Raw genomic sequence first — 17567 nt, 5'->3', positions numbered from 1 at the left:
GTGACCCGTTGACCGGAGGGCGGGGATCAGCGCATGGCATCCGACACGTTCAGCATCGGCGGGGACCTCGGCGTACGGCGGCTCGGTTACGGGGCGATGCGCCTGCCGACGGGACACGGCCGGGAACGGGCGGCGTCGATCGCCGTCCTGCGGCGCGCCGTCGAGCTGGGCGTCACCCTGATCGACACGGCGCACCTGTACGGCGGCGGCGCCAACGAGGAACTGATCGCCGAGGCCCTGCACCCCTACCCGGACGGGCTGCTCGTCACGACGAAGGTGGGCGTCGCCCGTTCGCCCGAGACCGGCGAGTGGGGGCTCGACGGACGGCCCGCCGTCCTGCGCGACCAGGTCGAACACGGGCTCAGGCGCCTGCGCGTCGAGCGGGTCGAACTCCTCCAGCTCCACCGCATCGACCCCGCCGTCCCGCTCGCCGACCAGGTCGGCACGCTGCGGGACCTGCGGGACGAGGGCAAGATCGGGCGCGTCGGGCTGTCCGAGGTCACGGTCGCCGAACTGGAGCGGGCGCGGGAGATCACCGGCATCGCCAGCGTGCAGAACCGCTACAACCTGCTGGACCGCACGCACGAGCCGGTGCTCGCCGCCTGCGAGGCGGCGGGCATCGCGTTCCTCCCGTGGCGGCCGGTCGCGGCGGGTGGGGCGGGCGCGGACGCGCGGATCGCGGCCGTCGCGGAGGAGACGGGCGCCACCCCGTCGCAGGTCCTGCTCGCCTGGCTCCTCGGCCGCTCACCCGTCGTCCTCCCGATCCCGGGCACGGCGCGCATCGACCACCTGGAGGAGAACGTCGCCGCCGCCGACCTCCACCTCACCGCCGCCCAGCGCGACCTGCTCGACGGCGCGCACGCGGTGGGCGCCTGACGGCACGCCCCTCCTCAACCGGCCGACTCCGGCCCCGCGCCGCCACCCGCCGCGCGGAAGCCGCGCCGCAGCTCGTCAAGCACCGCCCGCACCGCCGGGGACACCCACCGACCGCGATGCCGCACCACCTGCACCGGCACGGCGGCCACCGGCGGCCCGGCGACCACGGCGAGGCTCCCGTCCCGCAGCCCGCCCTCCACGCACACGCGCGGCAGCAGCGTCAGCCCGAGCCCGGCCGCCACGCACGAGCGCGCCGCCTCGATGCTCCCGAAGCGCGTCATCCGCGGCGGCCCGCCGGGCAGCGCGAGCAGCCGCCGGGCGAGCCGGTCGCTGTACGAGCAGCCCTGCTCGTGCAGGAAGAACGGTTCCGCGCCCAGCTCCTGCCAGGTCGCGGGGCGCCGCCCCTCGGTCAGCGGATGCCCGGGGGCGCCGACGAGGACCAGCGGCTCCGCGCCGATCCGCTCCGCCGTCAGGTCGGCGTGGGCGACGTGCTCCTCCAGCAGCAGCGCCAGATCGAGCCGCCCGGCGCGCAGCCCCTCGACGCCCCCGGCCGTGCCCGCCGCGTACAGGTGCACGTCGATCCCCGGATGGCTGCCCCGCAGCGCCGCGACCACCCCGGGCAGCCGCGCCGAGCACAGCGTCTCCCCGGCCCCGATCACGACCCGCCCGGCGGCCGGGCCGCCCTCCGCCGCCGCCGCGCGCAGCCGCGTCTCCGCGGCGAGGACGTCCTCGGCGTCCGTGAGCAGCCGCCGCCCGGCGGAGGTCAGGCGCGCGCCGCGCGGCAGGCGGTCGAACAGCCGCGTGCCCAGCTCCTTCTCCAGCGTCCTGATGTGCACGGTGACGGTGGACTGCGACAGGTGCAGCTCGCTCGCGGCCGTCGTGAAGTTCTCCGTGCGCGCGAGGGCCGTGAAGGTGCGGAGCAGGCGGGTGTCCATGCGGAAAGCCAATCGCCGGGATCGGAAACCATCGTTTCCCATCATGGCTCGGCGGTGGCACCGTGAAGGCATGACCACCGAAGCACCGTCCGACATCCTGCGGTACGCCGCCTTCACCGCCGACCCCGCGGGCGGCAACCCCGCCGGTGTCCTCCTCGACGCCTCGGCCCTCGGCGACGCGGACATGCTCGCCGTCGCCGCGGCGGTGGGCTACTCGGAGACCGCGTTCGTGACCGCCAGGGACGACGCGCGCCGCCGCTTCACGCTGCGCTACTTCAGCCCGCTCGACGAGGTCGCCTTCTGCGGCCACGCGACGATCGCCGCCGCCGTCGCCCTGGCGGATCGCCTCGGCCCCGGCGACCTGCTCTTCGACACGCCGGTCGGCGAGATCCCCGTCTCGACCGTGCGGGACGGCGGCGGCGACGGCGACGGCCCGCTGCGGGCCACGCTGGTCAGCGCCCCCGCGTCCAGCCGCCCCGCGACCGACGGCGAACGGGACGCGGCCCTCGCCGCCCTCGGCTGGGCGCCGTCCGATCTCGACCCGGCGCTGCCGCCGCACGTCGCGACCGGCGGCGTCCACCACCTCGTCCTGGCCGCCGCGACCCGCGCCCGGCTCGCCGACCTGGCCTACGACTTCGACGGCCTCGCCGCGGTCATGCGCCGCCACGGCTGGACGACCGTCCAGCTCGTCCACCGGGAGGCCCCCGGCCTCTTCCACGCCCGCGACCCGTTCCCGGTCGGCGGCGTCGTGGAGGACCCCGCCACGGGCGCGGCGGCGGCTGCCTTCGGCGGCTACCTGCGGACCCTCGGCCTGGTCACCGGGCCGACCCGCGTGACGATCCGGCAGGGCGAGGACATGGGGCGGCCCTCGGAACTGACCGTGGACATCGACGCGGACGACCCGCGCGTCCGCGTCTCGGGCCGGGCCGTCCCGCTGCCCGCCCCCTGAGCCGCGCCGTCAGAGCGGGGCGAGGCGGGCCCGCAGGAGGCAGAACTCGTTGCCCTCCGGGTCGGCCAGGACGTGCCACTGCTCGTCCCCCGTCTGACCGATGTCGGCCGGGCGGGCGCCGAGCGCCAGCAGGCGTTCCAGCTCGGCGTCCTGGTCGCGGTCGGTGGGGTTGACGTCGATGTGCAGCCGGGACTTGCCCTTCTCGGGCTCGTCCCTGCGGCTCAGGAAGAGCGTCGGCTGCGGACCGCCGAACCCCTCGCGCGGCCCGATCTCCACCGAGCCGTCGTCCTCACGACCGAGCACGACGAAGTCCAGGACCTCGCACCAGAACTGCGCCAGCACCTCGGGTTCACGGCAACCGAGCACCATCTCACCGATACGACATGCCATGGCACAACTCCACTCACTCGTGCCGGGACCGTGGGGAGCCCACGCGCGGACTCCGCGGCTCCGGCGGCGAAGACGATCCGGGGAGCGTACCCCAGGGGGTGAGCGCGCCCGTCAGTCCCACCAGCCCGCGCGGCCGTCGAGCGAGCGGCGCCGGTAGGCGGCGAGGAACTGCTCGAAGGACGGGGCGCGCACGCCGGACGGGCCGCCGTGGATCTCCCAGGAGAACACCTGTCCGCGCACGCCGTCACGGTCGGGGGCGAGGTCGATGCAGTGGAGATTGCCGCCGCCGTCCTGCGCGAACGGGACCCACCCGGGATGCCACCACCGGTACCGGACGGCCCTCTCGTCCGGATCCAGTTCGTACGGTTCCGCGCTGTCGAAGGTGCCTTCGGCGAGCAGGTCGGTGAGCCCGCGCCAGCGGTCGGTGATCCTCGGCACCGACAGGCCGTCGTACTCGAACACGTCGAGACCGGCCGCGCCGCCGAACAGCCTGAAGTACGCCAGGAAATCGGTCGGCAGGGGCTCGCCGACCGCGGCCTCCAGCTCGGCGACCGCGGCCGGGTCCGCCGGGTCCGCCGCGTCACGCCGGTCGGTGACGTCGGGCACGAGCGCGGCCAGCCGGACGGCGCAGGCGTCGATCCCGGCGGGATCGGGGACTTCCCGGTGCACGCGCGGTACGGCTGTGGTGGCGTGCGCGGCGCGCCACTGCGCCACCTCGGACGCGCCGTCGGTCGGATCCACCGCCCCGTGCCCGCGCAGCAGCGCGGCGACGTCGTCGTGACGGCGGGAACGGGCGGTGCGCAGGGCGTCGGTCCTGCGGTTCCCGCTCCCCTTCGCCGCGCGCACGTCCGCCCCGGCCGCCAGCAGCGCCTCCACGACCGCGACGTCCCCGCCGTGCGCGGCCAGCATCAGCGGCGTCCAGCCGTCGGGGCGGGGCACGTTCGGATCGGCTCCTGCCCGGAGCAGGGCGGACACGACGGGCAGCGGCTCGTCGCTTCCGACCGCGTGGGTGAGCACCGTCCCGACGTCCGGGTCGTCCGGGGCGCCCGGCGGGGTGTGGTTCACGTCCGCGCCCGCGGCGACGAGGTACTCGACCATCGGGAGGGAGCCGTTCATGGCCGCGACGCCCAGCATGGTCGGGCCGGAGGACCAGCCGGGGACCCGCGTATCGACCGGCAGTCCCGCGGTGATGAACGGGCGCAGCAACTCCACCACTCCGGTGTCGGCGGCCCGGAAGGCGACCAGGTCCACCACACCGTGGTCGTCGTACTCGGCCGCGGGATCGGCCCCTTGGGCGAGCAGACCGCTCAGCGCGGCGGGGTCGTCGTCGTCGATCGCGGCGAGAAGCGCGCCTGCCGGTTGTCGCACGCGCGGACGCTACCACGCGTGGCGCGGCCCGCCGATCGGCCTTCCCCGGTGGCGAGTTCGGCCGGGGCACGTGTCCTGGTACCGCGTGCCGATCCCGCCTGCCGGGCGCGCCATTGACGCTCCCGACGGGCCGTGCTTGCATCGATGCATGCCAGGTGCACGGATGCTCACCCGCCGCCGCTGCGTGGACTTCGTCCGCGTCGCCGCCGCGATCTGTCGCCCCTGCCGCTGACCAGGGCCGCCGCCGCGCGCGGCTGAGCCCCGCCTCCCCCTCCGCCCCGCGACCGCCGCGCCGGTTCCTTCCCGCGGGCCCCTCACCACACCTCCGCCGCCGCACCTCCGCCGCCGCACCTCCGCCTCCCCGCCGACGGCTTCGCGCGCCCGCACACCGCCGCCGACACGCTCGGCGACGACCGCGCCCGTCCGACCCCGTAAGGACTGCCCTGTGACGCTCACCTTCCACTGGTTCCTGCCCACCAGCGGCGACAGCCGCCACGTCGTCGGCGGGGGGCACGGCACGCCGGTCAACGCCGCGGGCGCCGACCGCCCGCCGACCGTCGCCTACCTCACGCAGATAGCCCGCGCCGCGGAAGACCTCGGCTTCGAGGCCGCCCTGACCCCCACCGGAGCCTGGTGCGAGGACGCCTGGCTGACCACCGCGATGATCAGCCAGCACACCGAACGCCTCAAGTTCCTGGTCGCGTTCCGCCCCGGCTTCGTCTCCCCGACGCTCGCCGCGCAGATGGCCACCACCTACCAGCGGCAGACCGGCGGACGGCTCCTCCTCAACGTCGTCACGGGCGGCGAGAGCAGCGAGCAGCGCGCGTACGGCGACTTCCTCGACAAGGACGCCAGGTACGCGCGCACCGGCGAGTTCCTCCAGGTCGTCCGCGCGCTGTGGCAGGGCGGCACGGTCGATCTGGCGGGGGAGCACCTGAGTGTGGAGGGCGCGCGCCTGACGCGGCTGCCCGATCCCGTGCCCGAGGTGTACTTCGGCGGCTCGTCGCCCGCCGCGCTCGGTGTCGCCGCCCGCCACACGGACGTCTACCTCACGTGGGGCGAACCGCCCGCCCAGGTCGCCGAGAAGATCGCCCGCGTGCGCGCCCTCGCGCAGGCGCAGGGCCGCACGGTCCGCTTCGGCATCCGGCTGCACGTCATCAACCGCGACACGTCGGACGAGGCGTGGGCCGAGGCGGGTCGGCTGCTGTCCGGCATCGACGAGAGCACGGTGCGCCGCGTCCAGGAAGGGCTGCGGCGCAGCGAGTCCGAGGGGCAGCGCCGCATGCTGGAACTGCACGGCGGCAGCCGCGATGCGCTGGAGATCCACCCCGGTCTGTGGGCGGGGGTCGGCCTGGTGCGCGGCGGCGCGGGGACGGCGCTGGTGGGCAGCCACGCTGAGGTGGCCGCGCTGGTCGAGGAATACCAGGCAGTGGGCATTGAGGAGTTCGTGCTGTCCGGCTATCCGCACCTGGAGGCCGCGTACTGGTTCGGCGAGAACGTGCTGCCGCTGCTTGAGGCGCGCGGGCTGTGGCGGCACCCGGCGCGCGGCGCCCTACCCGTCCCGGTGGGGGCCGCGCGCTGAGGGGGCCGCGCTACGGGGGCGTCGCGTATGCAGCGCTCCCCGGCTCCACATCCCCCGTCGCCCATGCCCGTACGCCGCTCCGCGAGGAAGTGACCCATGGCCGTCGTCCTGTCCATCCAGGGAAGCCCGTCGCCCACGTCCCGCACTGCCCGGCTGCTGCGCCATCTCGACGCCCGGCTCGCGCTCCAGGGGCACGAGGTCGTGCCGCTCGACGTACGGGCCCTGCCGTCCGACGCGCTGACCGGCGCCGACCCCGCGCACCCGGCGATCGTGGAGGCCGCCGCGCTGGTCGCCCGCGCGCAGGGCGTCGTCGTCGGCACGCCGATCTACAAGGCCGCCTACTCCGGGCTGCTCAAGTCGCTGTTCGACCTGCTGCCGCAGTACGCCCTCGCGGGCAAGACCGTCCTCCCGCTGGCCACCGGCGGCACCACGGCGCACGTCCTCGCCATCGACTACGCGCTGCGGCCCGTCCTGTCCGCGATGGGCGCGACGCACATCACCCCGGGCTGGTTCGTGCTCGACCGGGACATCCTGGTGGGCGAGGACGGCGCGGTGACGCTCGCCCCGTCCGCCGCCGGGCCGCTGGGGGAGGTGGTGGACGCGTTCGCGGCACGCCTGACCGTCCCGCAGCCCACGCCCCTCCCCTGAGACCCGGGGGCGGCGCGCGTCAGCGCAGCGTGGCGAGGGCCTTCCCCACGAGTCCCACGCCCTCGGCGATCTCGGCCGTGCCGCTGCTCGCGTACCCCAGGACGAGCCCCGGCGCGCCCGGCAGTTGGCGGTGCCAGGACAGCGGGTGGGCCTTCACGCCCAGGGCGAGCGCCGCCTCCGCGAGCGCCCGGTCGTCCCAGGGGGCGTCCTCCCCGAACGTCACCATCAGGTGCAGCCCCGCCGCCGCGCCGTGCACCACGGCGCCCGGCAGATGGGCGCGTACCGCGTTGATCATCACGTCGCGGCGGCGCCTGTGCCGCGTCCGCAGCACCCGCAGATGCCGCTCCAGCGTGCCCGACTCCATCAGCCGCGCCAGGACCAGCTGTGGCAGCGCCGCGTTCCCCAGGTCCGCGAAGCGCTTCGCCGTCACCAGTGGCTCGCGGTAGCGCGTGGGCGCTATGAGCCAGCCGATGCGCATCGCGGGCGCCAGCAGCTTGGACACACTTCCCGCGTAGCACACGCCCTCACCCAGCATGGCGCGCAGCGCGGGCGCGGGTGGGCGCCCGTACCGGTGCTCCGCGTCGTAGTCGTCCTCCACGATCAGCCCGCCGTCGGCCGCCCAGCGCATCAGCGCGCGCCGCCGCTCCCCGCCGAGCACCACACCGGTCGGGAACTGGTGCGCGGGCGTGAGGAGTACGGCCGCCGCCCCGCAGGCCAGCAGGTCGTCCACGCGTACGCCCTGCTCGTCCACGCGTACCGGCGGCGTCGCGAAACCGCCCGCGACGAGATGCTGCCGCACCCCCAGCGAGCCCGGCTCCTCGAACGCCATGGCGGTGACGCCCTCGCGCCGCAGCGCGTCGGCGAGCAGCCCGATGCCCTGGGCGACGCCCGAGGTGATGAGCACGTCGGCCGGTTCGCAGCCGATGCCCCGGTTGCGGGCGAGCCAGTGCGCGACGGCGCGGCGCAGCTCCGGGGCCCCGCGCGGATCGCCGTAGCGCAGGGACGTGGCGGGCATGTCCGCGAGCACGGCGCGCTCGGCGCGCAGCCAGGCGGCGCGGGGGAAGGCGGCGAGGTCGGGCGCGCCGGGGGAGAGGTCGATGCGGGCGGGCGCCGTCCGCAGCGTGTCGAACGCCTCGGGGCCCGGCGTCGCCGTGAACAGCGGCCCGCCGCCCTCCTCCCGCGGCCCGTCCGCGCGCTCCGCCACCCCCACGGGCGCGGCCACGACGACGGTGCCGTTCCGTCCGTGCCCGGCCACATGGCCGTCCTCCGACAGCCGCTGGTACGCCTCCGTCACCACGCCGCGCGACACGCGCAGCTCGGCGGCGAGGACACGCGTCGCCGGGAGCCGGCTGCCCACCGGCAGGCGCCCGTCGGCGATCGCGCCCCGCAGCCGCCGCGCCAGCCACTCCGTGATGCCGCCCGGCGGCGCGTCGCCCAGGGAGAGCTGGAGGAAGTCGGAACCGGCGCCCGCCGCACGGGGCCTCGCCGCTTCGGACCGGTCACCGGCACTGTCTTTGGCCCTGTCCACCGGGGCATTCTGGCCCCAGGGTGGTGTCCATGACCACCCGGACCACCCCCGCCTACGTCCACGGCTACTCGACGGACGAGGCCCACCGTCTCGGCGACCAGGCGGACGCCCTCGCGGACCTGCTGCACGACGGCACGGCGTACGCGCGCGGCAGCCGCGTCCTCGAAGCGGGCTGCGGCGTCGGCGCCCAGACGGCGCACCTCGTCACCCGCAGCCCCGGCGTGCGGCTGACGGCGCTCGACATCTCCGCGTCCTCCCTCGACCTGGCCCGCGCCCGCGTCACCGCCGCGGCGCCGGGGGCCGACGTCACGTGGCGGCGTGCCGACGTCCGTGAACTCCCCTACGAGAACGACACGTTCGACCACGTCTTCGTCTGCTTCCTGCTGGAACACCTCGCCGACCCGCGCGCGGCGCTCGGCGGGCTGCGGCGCGTGCTGCGCCCCGGCGGGACGATCACGGTGATCGAGGGTGACCACGGTTCGGCCTTCTTCGCGCCGGACAGCGACGCGGCGCGCGCGGCGATCGACGGCATGGCGCGCGTCCAAGGGGCCCTCGGCGGTGACGCGTTCACCGGGCGCCGTCTCCAGCCGCTGCTGGACGGGGCCGGGTTCGCCGACGTGCGGGTGGAGCCGCGCGTGGTGTACGCCGACGCGACGCGGCCCGCGCTGCGTGACGGCTTCGTGCGGCGGACGTTCGTCCCCGTCATCGCGGCGGCCGGTGACGACGCCGTGGCGGCCGGGCTGGCCACGCGCGAGGCGTGGGACCGGGGGATCGCCGACCTGTACCGCACGGCGGAGGACGGCGGCACGTTCCACTACACGTTCATGAAGGCCACCGCCACGGCCCCCTGACGGCGGGGCGCCTCTTCCTGCCGAGCGAGCGGTGGGCAGGGGCGCCCCGTCACCTCCACGTGTGGACGACGGACCCTAGGGCGCGTCTTCACAGGGGTCGTCCTGCTCGCGGCGCCTGGCACGCACGCTCGCTGCGTTGCCGCATCGCCCTGGTACGACCTGTACGAGGACGATCCGGCGCCTTGCGCTCGCACGCACCAGGCGCCGCGAGCGGCCGGACGCCCCTGTGAAGACGCGCCCTAGGCCGTCGCCGTGCGGATGCCCAGGCCGGTGAGGACGAGCCCGCTGACCCGCGCCGTCACCCGGCGGAAGCGGGCGCCGCGCACGACGCGCGAGGCGCGGTGGACGAGCCAGGCCCAGACGAGCAGCCACAGCGCGATGAGCAGCGCGTGCGCGGTGGCCAGGACGAGGATCTGCCCGGCGAACGGCTCGTGCGGCGCGACGAACTGCGGGACCAGCGTGAGGTAGATGGACGCCGCCTTCGGGTTGAGGACGTTCGCCAGCAGTGCCTGCGCGTGGACCGACCGGCACGGCCGCCGCCACCGGTGCCCGGCGCGGCGGTCCGTGGCCCCTCCGGCGGAGCGCCAGGTCCAGATGCCCAGGCCGACGAGGTAGGCGGCCCCGGCGAGTCTGACGGCGGTGAACGCCTCGCTCGACGCCGTCACGAGGGCCGACAGCCCGGCGATCGCGAGGGCCGCGTGGACGTAGAGCCCGGCGACCGTGCCGAGGACGACGGGGAGGGCCCGCCGTCCGCCGCCGTCGCCGACGTGCCGGACGAGCAGGGTCAGGCTGGCGCCCGGGGTGGCGACGAGGGGGAGGACCGCCAGGAGGAACCCGGCGACGGCGTAGGGGTGGATCACGAGGTCTCCGCGTCCTGGCGCCGGGTCACAGGACGACGCGGTAGTGGGTGGTGAGCCGTCCTTCGTCGTCGAGGACGTGGTAGGCGAGGCCGGGCGGCTGGTCGCGGTCCGCGGGGCGGTCGCCCTCCCAGGGGAGGCGGAGCGTCCAGGTGACGGCGGGGCCCACGACCAGGGGGAGTCCGGCGAACGTCGAGGCCGCCGCGGTGTGGGCGTGGCCGGTGAGGACGGCGGCGACCCGGGGGTGGGCGGCGAGGAGGGCGGCCAGGTCGCCGGGCTGTTCGAGCATGGCGGAGTCGGGCAGCGGGTGGTGGAGTTCCACGGGGGGCTGGTGGAAGGCGATCAACGCGCGCGTGTCTTCCGGGAGTTCGCGCAGGGTCGTGTCGATCCAGCGGAGCGTCCGGGCGTCGAGGCGGCCCTCGTCGCGGCCGGGGATCGTGGAGTCGCACATCAGGACGGCCGTGCCGCCGATGTGGTGCGCGCGGTTGACGGGTTCCGTGGCCGGCGCCTCGCCGAGCAGGGCCTTGCGGTAGGCGGGGCGCGCGTCGTGGTTGCCGGGACAGGTCAGCACGGGGAAGGGCGCGTCCAGGATGCGGGCGGCCTCCTCGTACTCGGCCTCCGTGCCGTGGTCGGCGATGTCCCCGGTGACCAGGAGCGCGTCCACCGGGCGTGGCAGGGCCCGGAGATGGTCCATCACGCGGACGGCGCGGCGGGTGGCCCGCTCGGTGCCGTCCAGGTGCAGGTCACTGATCTGCGCGAGCAACACGGTCATGGTCTTCCTCCGCGGTTCGGCCGCTCTCCAGTTTCTAACGGAAAATATCAAACTACCGTTAGGGCGGCCAGGGGGTGGGGCCTGTCGCCCGTCCGGGCGGGGATTGTCAGTGGCGGCGGTTACTCTCGGTAACCCGACCTGGAGGAAGGAGCGCGGACGATGAAAGGCCCGGACGCACTGCACACCGTCCCCTGGCGCGACCTGGAGCACGCCTACGACGACGCCGCCGACGTCCCCGAACTGATTCTGGCCCTCTACGGGTCGGACGACGCCGCGGCCGACGACGCGCGGCACGCCCTGTTCGGCACGATCGTCCACCAGGGCACGGTCCACTTCGCCTCGGCGCCCGCCGTCCCGTTCCTCGCCCACGCCGCCCTGCACGCCCCGGGCAGGCGCGCCGACGTGCTCATGCTGCTCGCCGCCCTCGCCGAGCACGACCCCGCCGACACCGAAGAGCCCTCCTGGAAGGGCAGCGCCGTCGCCGACACATGCGCCGAACTCTGCCGGGAGACGCCCGCGTTGCTGCCCCTGCTCGGGGACCGGGACCGCAGGGTCCGCAGGGTGGCGATCCGCGCGGTCGCCGCCGTGGCCGACCTGCTGCCTGACGGGCCGCGCGCGTCCGCCACGGCCCGCGCCGAGGAACTGTACGAGAGCGATCCCGTTCCCGGGGTGCGCGCCGACGCGGTGATACTCCTCAGCCGGTTCGGCCGGGACCTGGCGCCACTCGACAGCCCGCTGGGCGACGTCCGTCTCGCGGCGGCCGTCCTCGCGGCCGAACGGTCCGAACTGCCTTACCCGGCGCGGCTGGTGGAGATCATCGCCCAGGACAGCGCCGACCCCGACCCCGATACCGGGGACGACGACTTCCCGTGGGGCCTCGCCACGTCGGCAGAACGCCTCTCCCGCCTGCTCGTCCGCGACCCGGACCTCACCGTCGCCGCGCGCCGAATCGCCGCCGGGGACCCCGGCTCGTGCGCGCTCCCGCTCCTCCAGCGCGTCGCCGGGAGGTGGCGCGACCGTGACGCCGAGGTGATGCGGCTGCTGCTCGTCGCCCCGCCTCGCCGTGGCGCCCCGCCGCACGACACGGCCCGCCGCCTCGGCGTCATAGGCGACCTGATCGCCCGCGTGCCCGAACCGGCCGAGGACATACGTGACGCGCTCCACCGCCGCACGTCCGCCAGGGACGCGACCACGGCCGCCGCCGCGCTCGTCGCCCTCGCCAGGGCCCGCGACCCCCGCGCCGTGGACCTGGTGCTTGAGCGCCCCACCGCGCAGGCGCTCCGGGCGGCGGCCGTGCACTTCCCGCAGGGCGCCGACCGGCTGATACCGGTGATCCGCCGCGAACTCGCCGCGCCGGCGCGGGGCGTCACCGCCGTCGCCCTGATCGAGGCGCTCGCCCCCTTCGGTGCCGCCGCCCGGCAGGCGCGGCCGGAACCGCTCGACTGTCTCAGGACCCGCCGTGCCGCAGACCTCGCGGCGCGGAGCCTGGGCCTGGTCGGCGAAGCCACCGAGGAGACCGTCGCCCTGCTGCACGACGCCATGCGGAGCACCGAACGCCCCCTGCGGGCGGCGGCGGCCGGAGCCCACCACCGGCTCACGGGGGACGCGGGCCCGGCGCTCGACGTCTTCGGTGATCTGCTCGCCCGGGGCCACCCGGTCCATCCGGTCCTGGTGGACCTGAGACCGCTCGGCCCGGCCGCCGCGCCGTTGCTTCCCCTCGTCGAACCGCTGCTGACGGCCCGGTACGAGTGGAACCGGGTCCGTGCCGCCGAGGCGTACCACGCCCTCACCGGCGACATCGCGCGCGCCGTGTCGGTCCTCACCGAACTGGCCGGACCCACCCCCTTCGGTCTCCAGGCGTTGAAGACCCTCGCCGCCATAGGGCAGATACCGGACGAGCTGCGCGCCCCGCTGCGCATATGGGCCTCGTCCCCGTACCGCCTGCTGGACGACCCGCTCCTGCCGGTCGAGGGGCCGCACCCGGACGACGAACTGCTCTCCCTGGCACGGGACATGCTCGGCGCGGGGTAGGCCCCCGGTCTCCGGAACGGCGTCCGGACGGCGGCACCTGACGGCGCGCCCGGCTCCTCGCTCCGGCCGTGCCCCGGCAGTATCGGCAGGACGGATCGCTCCCCGTCCGTCCCGCGGCGGCGGCGTGGGCGACCGCGTCTTCGGACGGTCGTGCGGCAGGGCACTGCCCGGTGCCGACGCCAAGCACCGAGGTCCCTTGCCCGCGCCGAACGGCGCCGTGACGGCGGCGCGGCGGCGGCGCGGCGTCGGCTGCTCCCTGTTGGAGGGCACGTCGGTGTGCGCCTCGGGCAGCCCTCTCACCGTCGCTGCGGGTCTCGTCTCGCGCGGATTCCGGCTTCTCCCGGACGGTTCAGGTCACTTCTGCGTGGTCGAGCCCGGGGCGTAGGTCATCGGTGGCATGCGGGTAGCCGATGCGGGTCAGGGCCGGGGCCAGCCCGGTCAGGGACGCGTCCGCATTCACCTTGACGACGAGTTGCCGGGTCAACGGATGCAGCGCGTACACCTCACGCGCCGCCTGCTCCGTGGCGGCCCCGTCTCTCTCCTCGGTCCACCGCAGGTACGTCTCGGGCGAGGGATCGACCACGAGGTCGAGCAGGGCGTTCGCGCCATCCGCGTCGTGGGTCCCCTCGGGAAGGTCCACCGCGCCGTGGTGCCAGCGATCGTCCGTCACTTCACGCCAGAGGCACACCGTCACAGTTCCGTTGCCGTACTCGTCGTGCCAGAACTCGGCGTCGGCGACGAACCGCAGGATCCGCGTGGGCACGCCCTCGATCAGCCCCGGCGGGAAGACCGCCTCGCCCTCGTACGCCGCGATGGGCGCCCGGGGGTCGTATCCGCAGATCAGTGCTCCCGCCGGGGAGAAGACGAGGTAGCACACCCCGACGCCGTCGCGGCTCCGGAGGGTCGCCAGGTCGCACCCCCGTGACCAGTTCGCCTCGAAGTCCGCGTACTCGTCACCGCCGACGAATCCGTCATAAGCGATCGCCTCCAGCATCGCCAGCGAGCGGCATCGATCACGGAGTGCGGAGATCCCCGGGAGCCGGGGAGCGATCTCATGGACAGTCATGCAGCTCATCCCATCAGCCGAGGCCACCACGACGGAGCGGGTGCCCCACAACGCCGGATGCCGCCGCCCGCCGCGCCGTGGCGCGTCTCCTGTGGCCGACCAGCGCTCGTCCCGGTGGATGCCGGACCCCCGCCGCCCCCCGGCGGTGGCCGAGGTCCGTGTCCGTCGCAACGACGGTCAGGCCAGGCCCTCTCAGCCGTCTCCCCGACGAGCGGGGAATCGCGGAGAGTTGCCACGAGGAACTACGACACACCATACGGTGGAACCCGCCCTGTCCGGCGTCGAGGAGACCGTGGTGGCCGAGGAAGCACCCGCCGAGAGCAAGCCGGGCGCGCTCGCCCTGATCCTCACACCCGACGGGCGGATCGTCCTGCAACTCCGCGACGACGCCCCGGACATCCGCTGGCCGGGGCACTGGTCACTGCCGGGCGGCGGGCAGGAAGCCGGGGAGACTCCCCGGGACACGATCCTCCGCGAGATCCGGGAGGAGACCGGTATCACCCCTGACACCCTGCGCGAAGTCACCGTCACCCCCCACGACGTCCGCAAGACACCACCCCACGTCTTCGTCGGCACGTGGAGCGGACGGGAGGCCGATCTGGTCCTGGGCGAAGGCCAGGAGCTGCGGCTGTTCCCCGTGGCAGAGCTGCCCACGCCCATGCCGCCGCACGTCCGCCACTACATCCGCCACCTCACGCGCGCCGACTGAAGCGGCGTGGCGGCGGATCAGAGCGTCGCGGTCCGCGCCTTGCGGGTGTTGGTGACGGTCACGGTGGCCACGTCGGGACGGTACCGGTCGTCCGACCACTCCAGCGGCAGTCCGTGCGAGTCCGTCGTCACCCGGCGCTCCCGCAACAACGGCGCTCCCTCTGGCACTTCCAGCAGCGCCGCGTCGGTGGCGTCCGCAGCGACCGCGTCGAAGGTGTGCCGCGCGGAGTCGAGATCGACGCCACGCTCCGTCAGCAGCGCGTAGATGGACCCGGCGTCGAGGTCGGAGTCCAGCAGCGGGCGGCCGACCGGCTCCGTGTAGGTCATGCGCTCCAGCATCGCCGGACGACCGTCCAGCAGGCGCAGCCGCAGGAGTTGGACGACCAGGTCCCCCTCGTCGATCTGGAGGGCGGCGGCCATCGCCGGGTCGCAGCGGCGCAGGGCGATCTCCTGGAGCCGCTGCCCCGGCGCGTGACCGGTGAGCTCGGCCCGCCGCGTGAAGGAGAGGAACGACTCGAACGGCTGCGACGGCACGGAGTCGAGGACCACGCTGCGCCTGCCCTGCCCGCCGCCTATCAGCCCCTCGTCCCGCAGCGTGGCGAGCGCCTGGCGTACGGGCCCGCGTGACGCCGCGAACTCCCGGCAGAGGTCCGCCTCGGACGGCAACGCCTGCCCGACCTGGACGGCGCCGCTGCGGATGCGCCGACGCAACTCGGCCGCGACGCTCCGATGCAGGGGATCCCTCATGCGCCCTGACCTTACAGGCCGGCGTGGAACACACGACGACTTCGGGTTTTGACATGAACAGCGAATGACTTATCCATACAGGTCATTGTCCCGGGGGCCACGCCGCTGCGACGGTTTCGGCCGAGGAGGACACCATGACACCTGAAGGAATCCACCGCCGCTCGTTCGTGGCCGCCGGGGTCGGTACCGCCCTGACGGCCGGCGCCGTCCTGACCGCCCCCGCCGCGTCGGCCGCCCCACCGCGCGCGGCGGTGCTGGAGTTCACCGACCGGTGGACGAACGCCACGGGCTTTGCCGAACTGCTGCGCCGGGCCGGTTTCGCCGTGACGGCCCTGGACCTCTCCCGCCCCGCGACCGCGCAGGGCGTGGACCTGATCGCCTTCGGCAGCTTCACCAACAACGACTCCCGCTACACCACCTACGTCGCCGCCCAGGCCCCGTCGCTGCGCGACTTCGCGGCGGGCGGCGGCGTGGTGCTCGACCTGGCGCAGTCCGACCAGTACGGCGCGGCGGTCCCGTACCTGCCGTCCACCTTGGCGGCGGTCCGCACCGACAGCGACTACGACACCGTCCACCCCACCGCCGCCGACCACCCCCTCGTCGCCGCGCTCCCGGTCGTCTCAGGGCGCGTCTTCACCGGCCGGGCCTCCGGCATCCGGGTCAGCTGGGAGACGGTCACCTCCTGGCGGTCCCTGCGCGTGCTCCTCGCGTGCGCGGCCACCGGTTTCCCGCCCGCCCTGCTGGAGGGCGCCCACGGGGCGGGCCGGTTCCTGGTCGGCAGCCTCACCGTGGACAAGTGCTTCGACGCGGCCGGGACGGCGATCCAGCCCGCCGCCGCGGTCCGCGACAGCGTCACCTTCTTCACGGCCCTGGCCGGGTACGTCGCCCGGGTGCGGGCCGGAACGGCGCCCGCCGTGACGCCGACCCCCATGCCCGCCCAGGCCCCGGCCGGTCCGTTGGTCGGCCACGTGGACGAGACCGGCGCCCGCATCTGGGCCAGGCCGGGCCTCGACGCGGCGACGTTCCCCGCCTGGCGGTGCGTCGTCGCCCGCGCCTCCGGCGGCTGGTCCACGACCGTGGACACCACCGTCTCCACCGCCAACGACAACACGCTCCTGTTCGACGTGCCGGGCCTGCGGGCGGCGACCGCCTACACGTTCACGATCACCCCCCGGTCGGCCGCCCCCGGCTTCACCCCGCTCACCGGCTCCCTCACCACCGCGCCCCCGGCGGGCGCGCCCGCCCGCGTCACCATGGGCCTCGGCTCCTGCGCGCCGTCCACGCCCGACGCCGTCTGGACGCGGATCGTGGACGAGGGCTGCGACAGCTTCGTCCTGCTCGGCGACACGCCGTACGTGGACTCGGGCGACCTGGCCGTGGCCCGCGCCAAGCACCGGACGTTCCTCTCCCAGCCGCAGATCGCCCGCATGATCGCGTCCATGCCGGTCTGGGGCACCTGGGACGACCACGACTTCGGCGGCAACGACACCGACGGCACCCTCGCCGGGAAGCGCAACACCCGTACGGCGTTCGTCGATTACCGGGCCAACGCCTCCTTCGGCCACGGCGCCGACGGCGCGCGGCTGACCCGCAGGACCGACGGCGAGGCCGTCTACACCTCCTTCCGGCGCGGCCCCGTCGAGGTGTTCCTGCTCGATCCGCGCTGGTTCAGCAGGACGGGCCCGAGCTTCGCCGACCCGTCACGCCCGACCTGCCTCGGGACCGTCCAGTGGGAGTGGCTGCGCACGGCGCTGCGCGCCAGCACGGCGACGTTCAAGGCCATCGCCTCCGGGATGATCTGGGACGACAAGGGCAACTCCGAGTCCGACGACTGGGCGACGTACCAGCACGAGAAGGACGCGATCCTCGACCTCGTCGCCGAGGAGGGGATCCCCGGCTGCTTCCTGCTCAGCGGCGACATCCACTGCTCGCGGGCCCTGAACTACGGGCCCCGGGTCGGCTACGACCTGTGGCAGTTCATCGTCAGCCCGCTGCACGACAGGACGATCCCGAGCCTGAACGTGCCCAGCCCGCACCTGGTGGCCAGCGCCGTCGAGCCGCACACGTTCCTGAAGCTGGTGGCCGACACGACCGTCTCCCCGGCCACGCTCACCGCCACCTGGATCAACCGGGAGGGGCGGCGTCTCTTCGAGGTCCGGCGCACGGCCACCGAACTGGGCCACCCGGCCTGACGCGCCCCGCCCGGCGCCTTCGGTGAACAACGCCTGACCTGTCGATACATGTGGGTGACGCCGACCG

The 17567-nt window shown here is 74.9% G+C and carries 16 protein-coding genes; 8 read left to right on the top strand and 8 right to left on the bottom strand.

What is annotated here, in order from left to right; genetic code table 11:
* Positions 1–33 precede the first annotated feature (33 nt).
* On the top strand, positions 34–876 hold the full coding sequence (locus IF27_RS17665) for an aldo/keto reductase (RefSeq protein ID WP_052850549.1): 843 nt from the start codon (positions 34–36) through the stop codon (positions 874–876).
* 14 nt (positions 877–890) lie between these two features.
* Here the strand turns inward: IF27_RS17665 and IF27_RS17660 are convergent, their stop codons facing one another.
* Positions 891–1811, bottom strand: coding sequence for a LysR family transcriptional regulator (locus tag IF27_RS17660; protein WP_052850548.1), 921 nt, complete (start codon positions 1809–1811; stop codon positions 891–893).
* 70 nt (positions 1812–1881) lie between these two features.
* Between IF27_RS17660 and IF27_RS17655 the strand changes: the two genes are divergently transcribed.
* Complete coding sequence (locus tag IF27_RS17655) at positions 1882–2760, top strand: PhzF family phenazine biosynthesis isomerase (RefSeq protein WP_223291090.1); 879 nt, start codon at positions 1882–1884, stop codon at positions 2758–2760.
* A 9-nt stretch (positions 2761–2769) separates the two neighbouring features.
* Here IF27_RS17655 and IF27_RS17650 read toward each other — a convergent pair whose 3' ends face one another.
* Together IF27_RS17650 and IF27_RS17645 are read right to left on the bottom strand one after the other, a co-directional pair.
* Entirely contained in the window at positions 2770–3150 is a 381-nt protein-coding gene (locus IF27_RS17650) for a VOC family protein (RefSeq protein WP_052850546.1), read from the bottom strand.
* Between the two features lie 111 nt (positions 3151–3261).
* Entirely contained in the window at positions 3262–4518 is a 1257-nt protein-coding gene (locus IF27_RS17645) for an SMI1/KNR4 family protein (RefSeq protein WP_052850545.1), read from the bottom strand.
* A gap of 445 nt (positions 4519–4963) precedes the next feature.
* Here IF27_RS17645 and IF27_RS17640 point away from each other — a divergent pair, with 445 nt between their 5' ends.
* Entirely contained in the window at positions 4964–6100 is a 1137-nt protein-coding gene (locus IF27_RS17640) for an LLM class flavin-dependent oxidoreductase (RefSeq protein WP_052850544.1), read from the top strand.
* A 96-nt stretch (positions 6101–6196) separates the two neighbouring features.
* Complete coding sequence (gene ssuE, locus IF27_RS17635) at positions 6197–6748, top strand: NADPH-dependent FMN reductase (protein WP_052850543.1); 552 nt, start codon at positions 6197–6199, stop codon at positions 6746–6748.
* Between the two features lie 19 nt (positions 6749–6767).
* On the opposite strand, the gene pdxR is transcribed toward ssuE, so the two are convergent.
* Positions 6768–8276, bottom strand: a complete 1509-nt coding sequence (gene pdxR / locus IF27_RS17630; protein WP_110945992.1) for a MocR-like pyridoxine biosynthesis transcription factor PdxR — start codon at positions 8274–8276, stop codon at positions 6768–6770.
* 29 nt (positions 8277–8305) lie between these two features.
* Here pdxR and IF27_RS17625 point away from each other — a divergent pair, with 29 nt between their 5' ends.
* Positions 8306–9127, top strand: a complete 822-nt coding sequence (locus tag IF27_RS17625; protein WP_052850542.1) for a class I SAM-dependent methyltransferase — start codon at positions 8306–8308, stop codon at positions 9125–9127.
* Between the two features lie 239 nt (positions 9128–9366).
* Here the strand turns inward: IF27_RS17625 and IF27_RS17620 are convergent, their stop codons facing one another.
* A complete protein-coding gene (locus IF27_RS17620) occupies positions 9367–9987 on the bottom strand; it encodes a LysE family translocator (RefSeq protein WP_052850541.1) in 621 nt (206 codons plus the stop codon).
* Positions 9988–10012: 25 nt separating this feature from the next.
* On the bottom strand, positions 10013–10756 hold the full coding sequence (locus IF27_RS17615) for a metallophosphoesterase (RefSeq protein WP_052850540.1): 744 nt from the start codon (positions 10754–10756) through the stop codon (positions 10013–10015).
* 159 nt (positions 10757–10915) lie between these two features.
* Between IF27_RS17615 and IF27_RS17610 the strand changes: the two genes are divergently transcribed.
* Positions 10916–12787: a hypothetical protein gene (locus IF27_RS17610; protein WP_052850539.1), complete on the top strand. Its 1872-nt coding sequence runs from the start codon at positions 10916–10918 to the stop codon at positions 12785–12787.
* A 349-nt stretch (positions 12788–13136) separates the two neighbouring features.
* Here IF27_RS17610 and IF27_RS17605 read toward each other — a convergent pair whose 3' ends face one another.
* Complete coding sequence (locus IF27_RS17605) at positions 13137–13853, bottom strand: hypothetical protein (RefSeq protein ID WP_190233003.1); 717 nt, start codon at positions 13851–13853, stop codon at positions 13137–13139.
* Between the two features lie 259 nt (positions 13854–14112).
* Between IF27_RS17605 and IF27_RS17600 the strand changes: the two genes are divergently transcribed.
* The gene (locus IF27_RS17600; RefSeq protein WP_223291089.1) at positions 14113–14562 is read left to right on the top strand and encodes an NUDIX domain-containing protein; all 450 of its coding nucleotides are present in this window, start codon (positions 14113–14115) and stop codon (positions 14560–14562) included.
* Between the two features lie 17 nt (positions 14563–14579).
* On the opposite strand, the gene IF27_RS17595 is transcribed toward IF27_RS17600, so the two are convergent.
* Complete coding sequence (locus tag IF27_RS17595; RefSeq protein WP_052850537.1) at positions 14580–15308, bottom strand: GntR family transcriptional regulator; 729 nt, start codon at positions 15306–15308, stop codon at positions 14580–14582.
* Positions 15309–15442: 134 nt separating this feature from the next.
* Here IF27_RS17595 and IF27_RS17590 point away from each other — a divergent pair, with 134 nt between their 5' ends.
* Complete coding sequence (locus IF27_RS17590; RefSeq protein ID WP_052850536.1) at positions 15443–17500, top strand: alkaline phosphatase D family protein; 2058 nt, start codon at positions 15443–15445, stop codon at positions 17498–17500.
* The last annotated feature ends 67 nt before the right edge of the window (positions 17501–17567 follow it).

This window comes from Streptomyces avicenniae, from assembly GCF_000719135.1.
In the GTDB taxonomy this organism is placed as follows: Bacteria; Actinomycetota; Actinomycetes; order Streptomycetales; family Streptomycetaceae; genus Streptomyces; species Streptomyces avicenniae.
Note: the sequence above shows the minus strand (reverse complement) of the source record. Positions and strands in the feature narration are given on the sequence as shown.

Excerpts from the sequence above, each read along its gene's own strand:
- IF27_RS17665 (WP_052850549.1), top strand. The coding sequence starts at position 34 with ATGGCATCCGACACGTTCAGCATCGGCGGGGACCTCGGCGTACGGCGG.
- IF27_RS17660 (WP_052850548.1), bottom strand. The coding sequence starts at position 1,811 with ATGGACACCCGCCTGCTCCGCACCTTCACGGCCCTCGCGCGCACGGAG.
- IF27_RS17655 (WP_223291090.1), top strand. The coding sequence starts at position 1,882 with ATGACCACCGAAGCACCGTCCGACATCCTGCGGTACGCCGCCTTCACC.
- IF27_RS17650 (WP_052850546.1), bottom strand. The coding sequence starts at position 3,150 with ATGGCATGTCGTATCGGTGAGATGGTGCTCGGTTGCCGTGAACCCGAG.
- ssuE (WP_052850543.1), top strand. The coding sequence starts at position 6,197 with ATGGCCGTCGTCCTGTCCATCCAGGGAAGCCCGTCGCCCACGTCCCGC.
- IF27_RS17625 (WP_052850542.1), top strand. The coding sequence starts at position 8,306 with ATGACCACCCGGACCACCCCCGCCTACGTCCACGGCTACTCGACGGAC.
- IF27_RS17615 (WP_052850540.1), bottom strand. The coding sequence starts at position 10,756 with ATGACCGTGTTGCTCGCGCAGATCAGTGACCTGCACCTGGACGGCACC.
- IF27_RS17610 (WP_052850539.1), top strand. The coding sequence starts at position 10,916 with ATGAAAGGCCCGGACGCACTGCACACCGTCCCCTGGCGCGACCTGGAG.
- IF27_RS17605 (WP_190233003.1), bottom strand. The coding sequence starts at position 13,853 with ATGACTGTCCATGAGATCGCTCCCCGGCTCCCGGGGATCTCCGCACTC.
- IF27_RS17595 (WP_052850537.1), bottom strand. The coding sequence starts at position 15,308 with ATGAGGGATCCCCTGCATCGGAGCGTCGCGGCCGAGTTGCGTCGGCGC.
- IF27_RS17590 (WP_052850536.1), top strand. The coding sequence starts at position 15,443 with ATGACACCTGAAGGAATCCACCGCCGCTCGTTCGTGGCCGCCGGGGTC.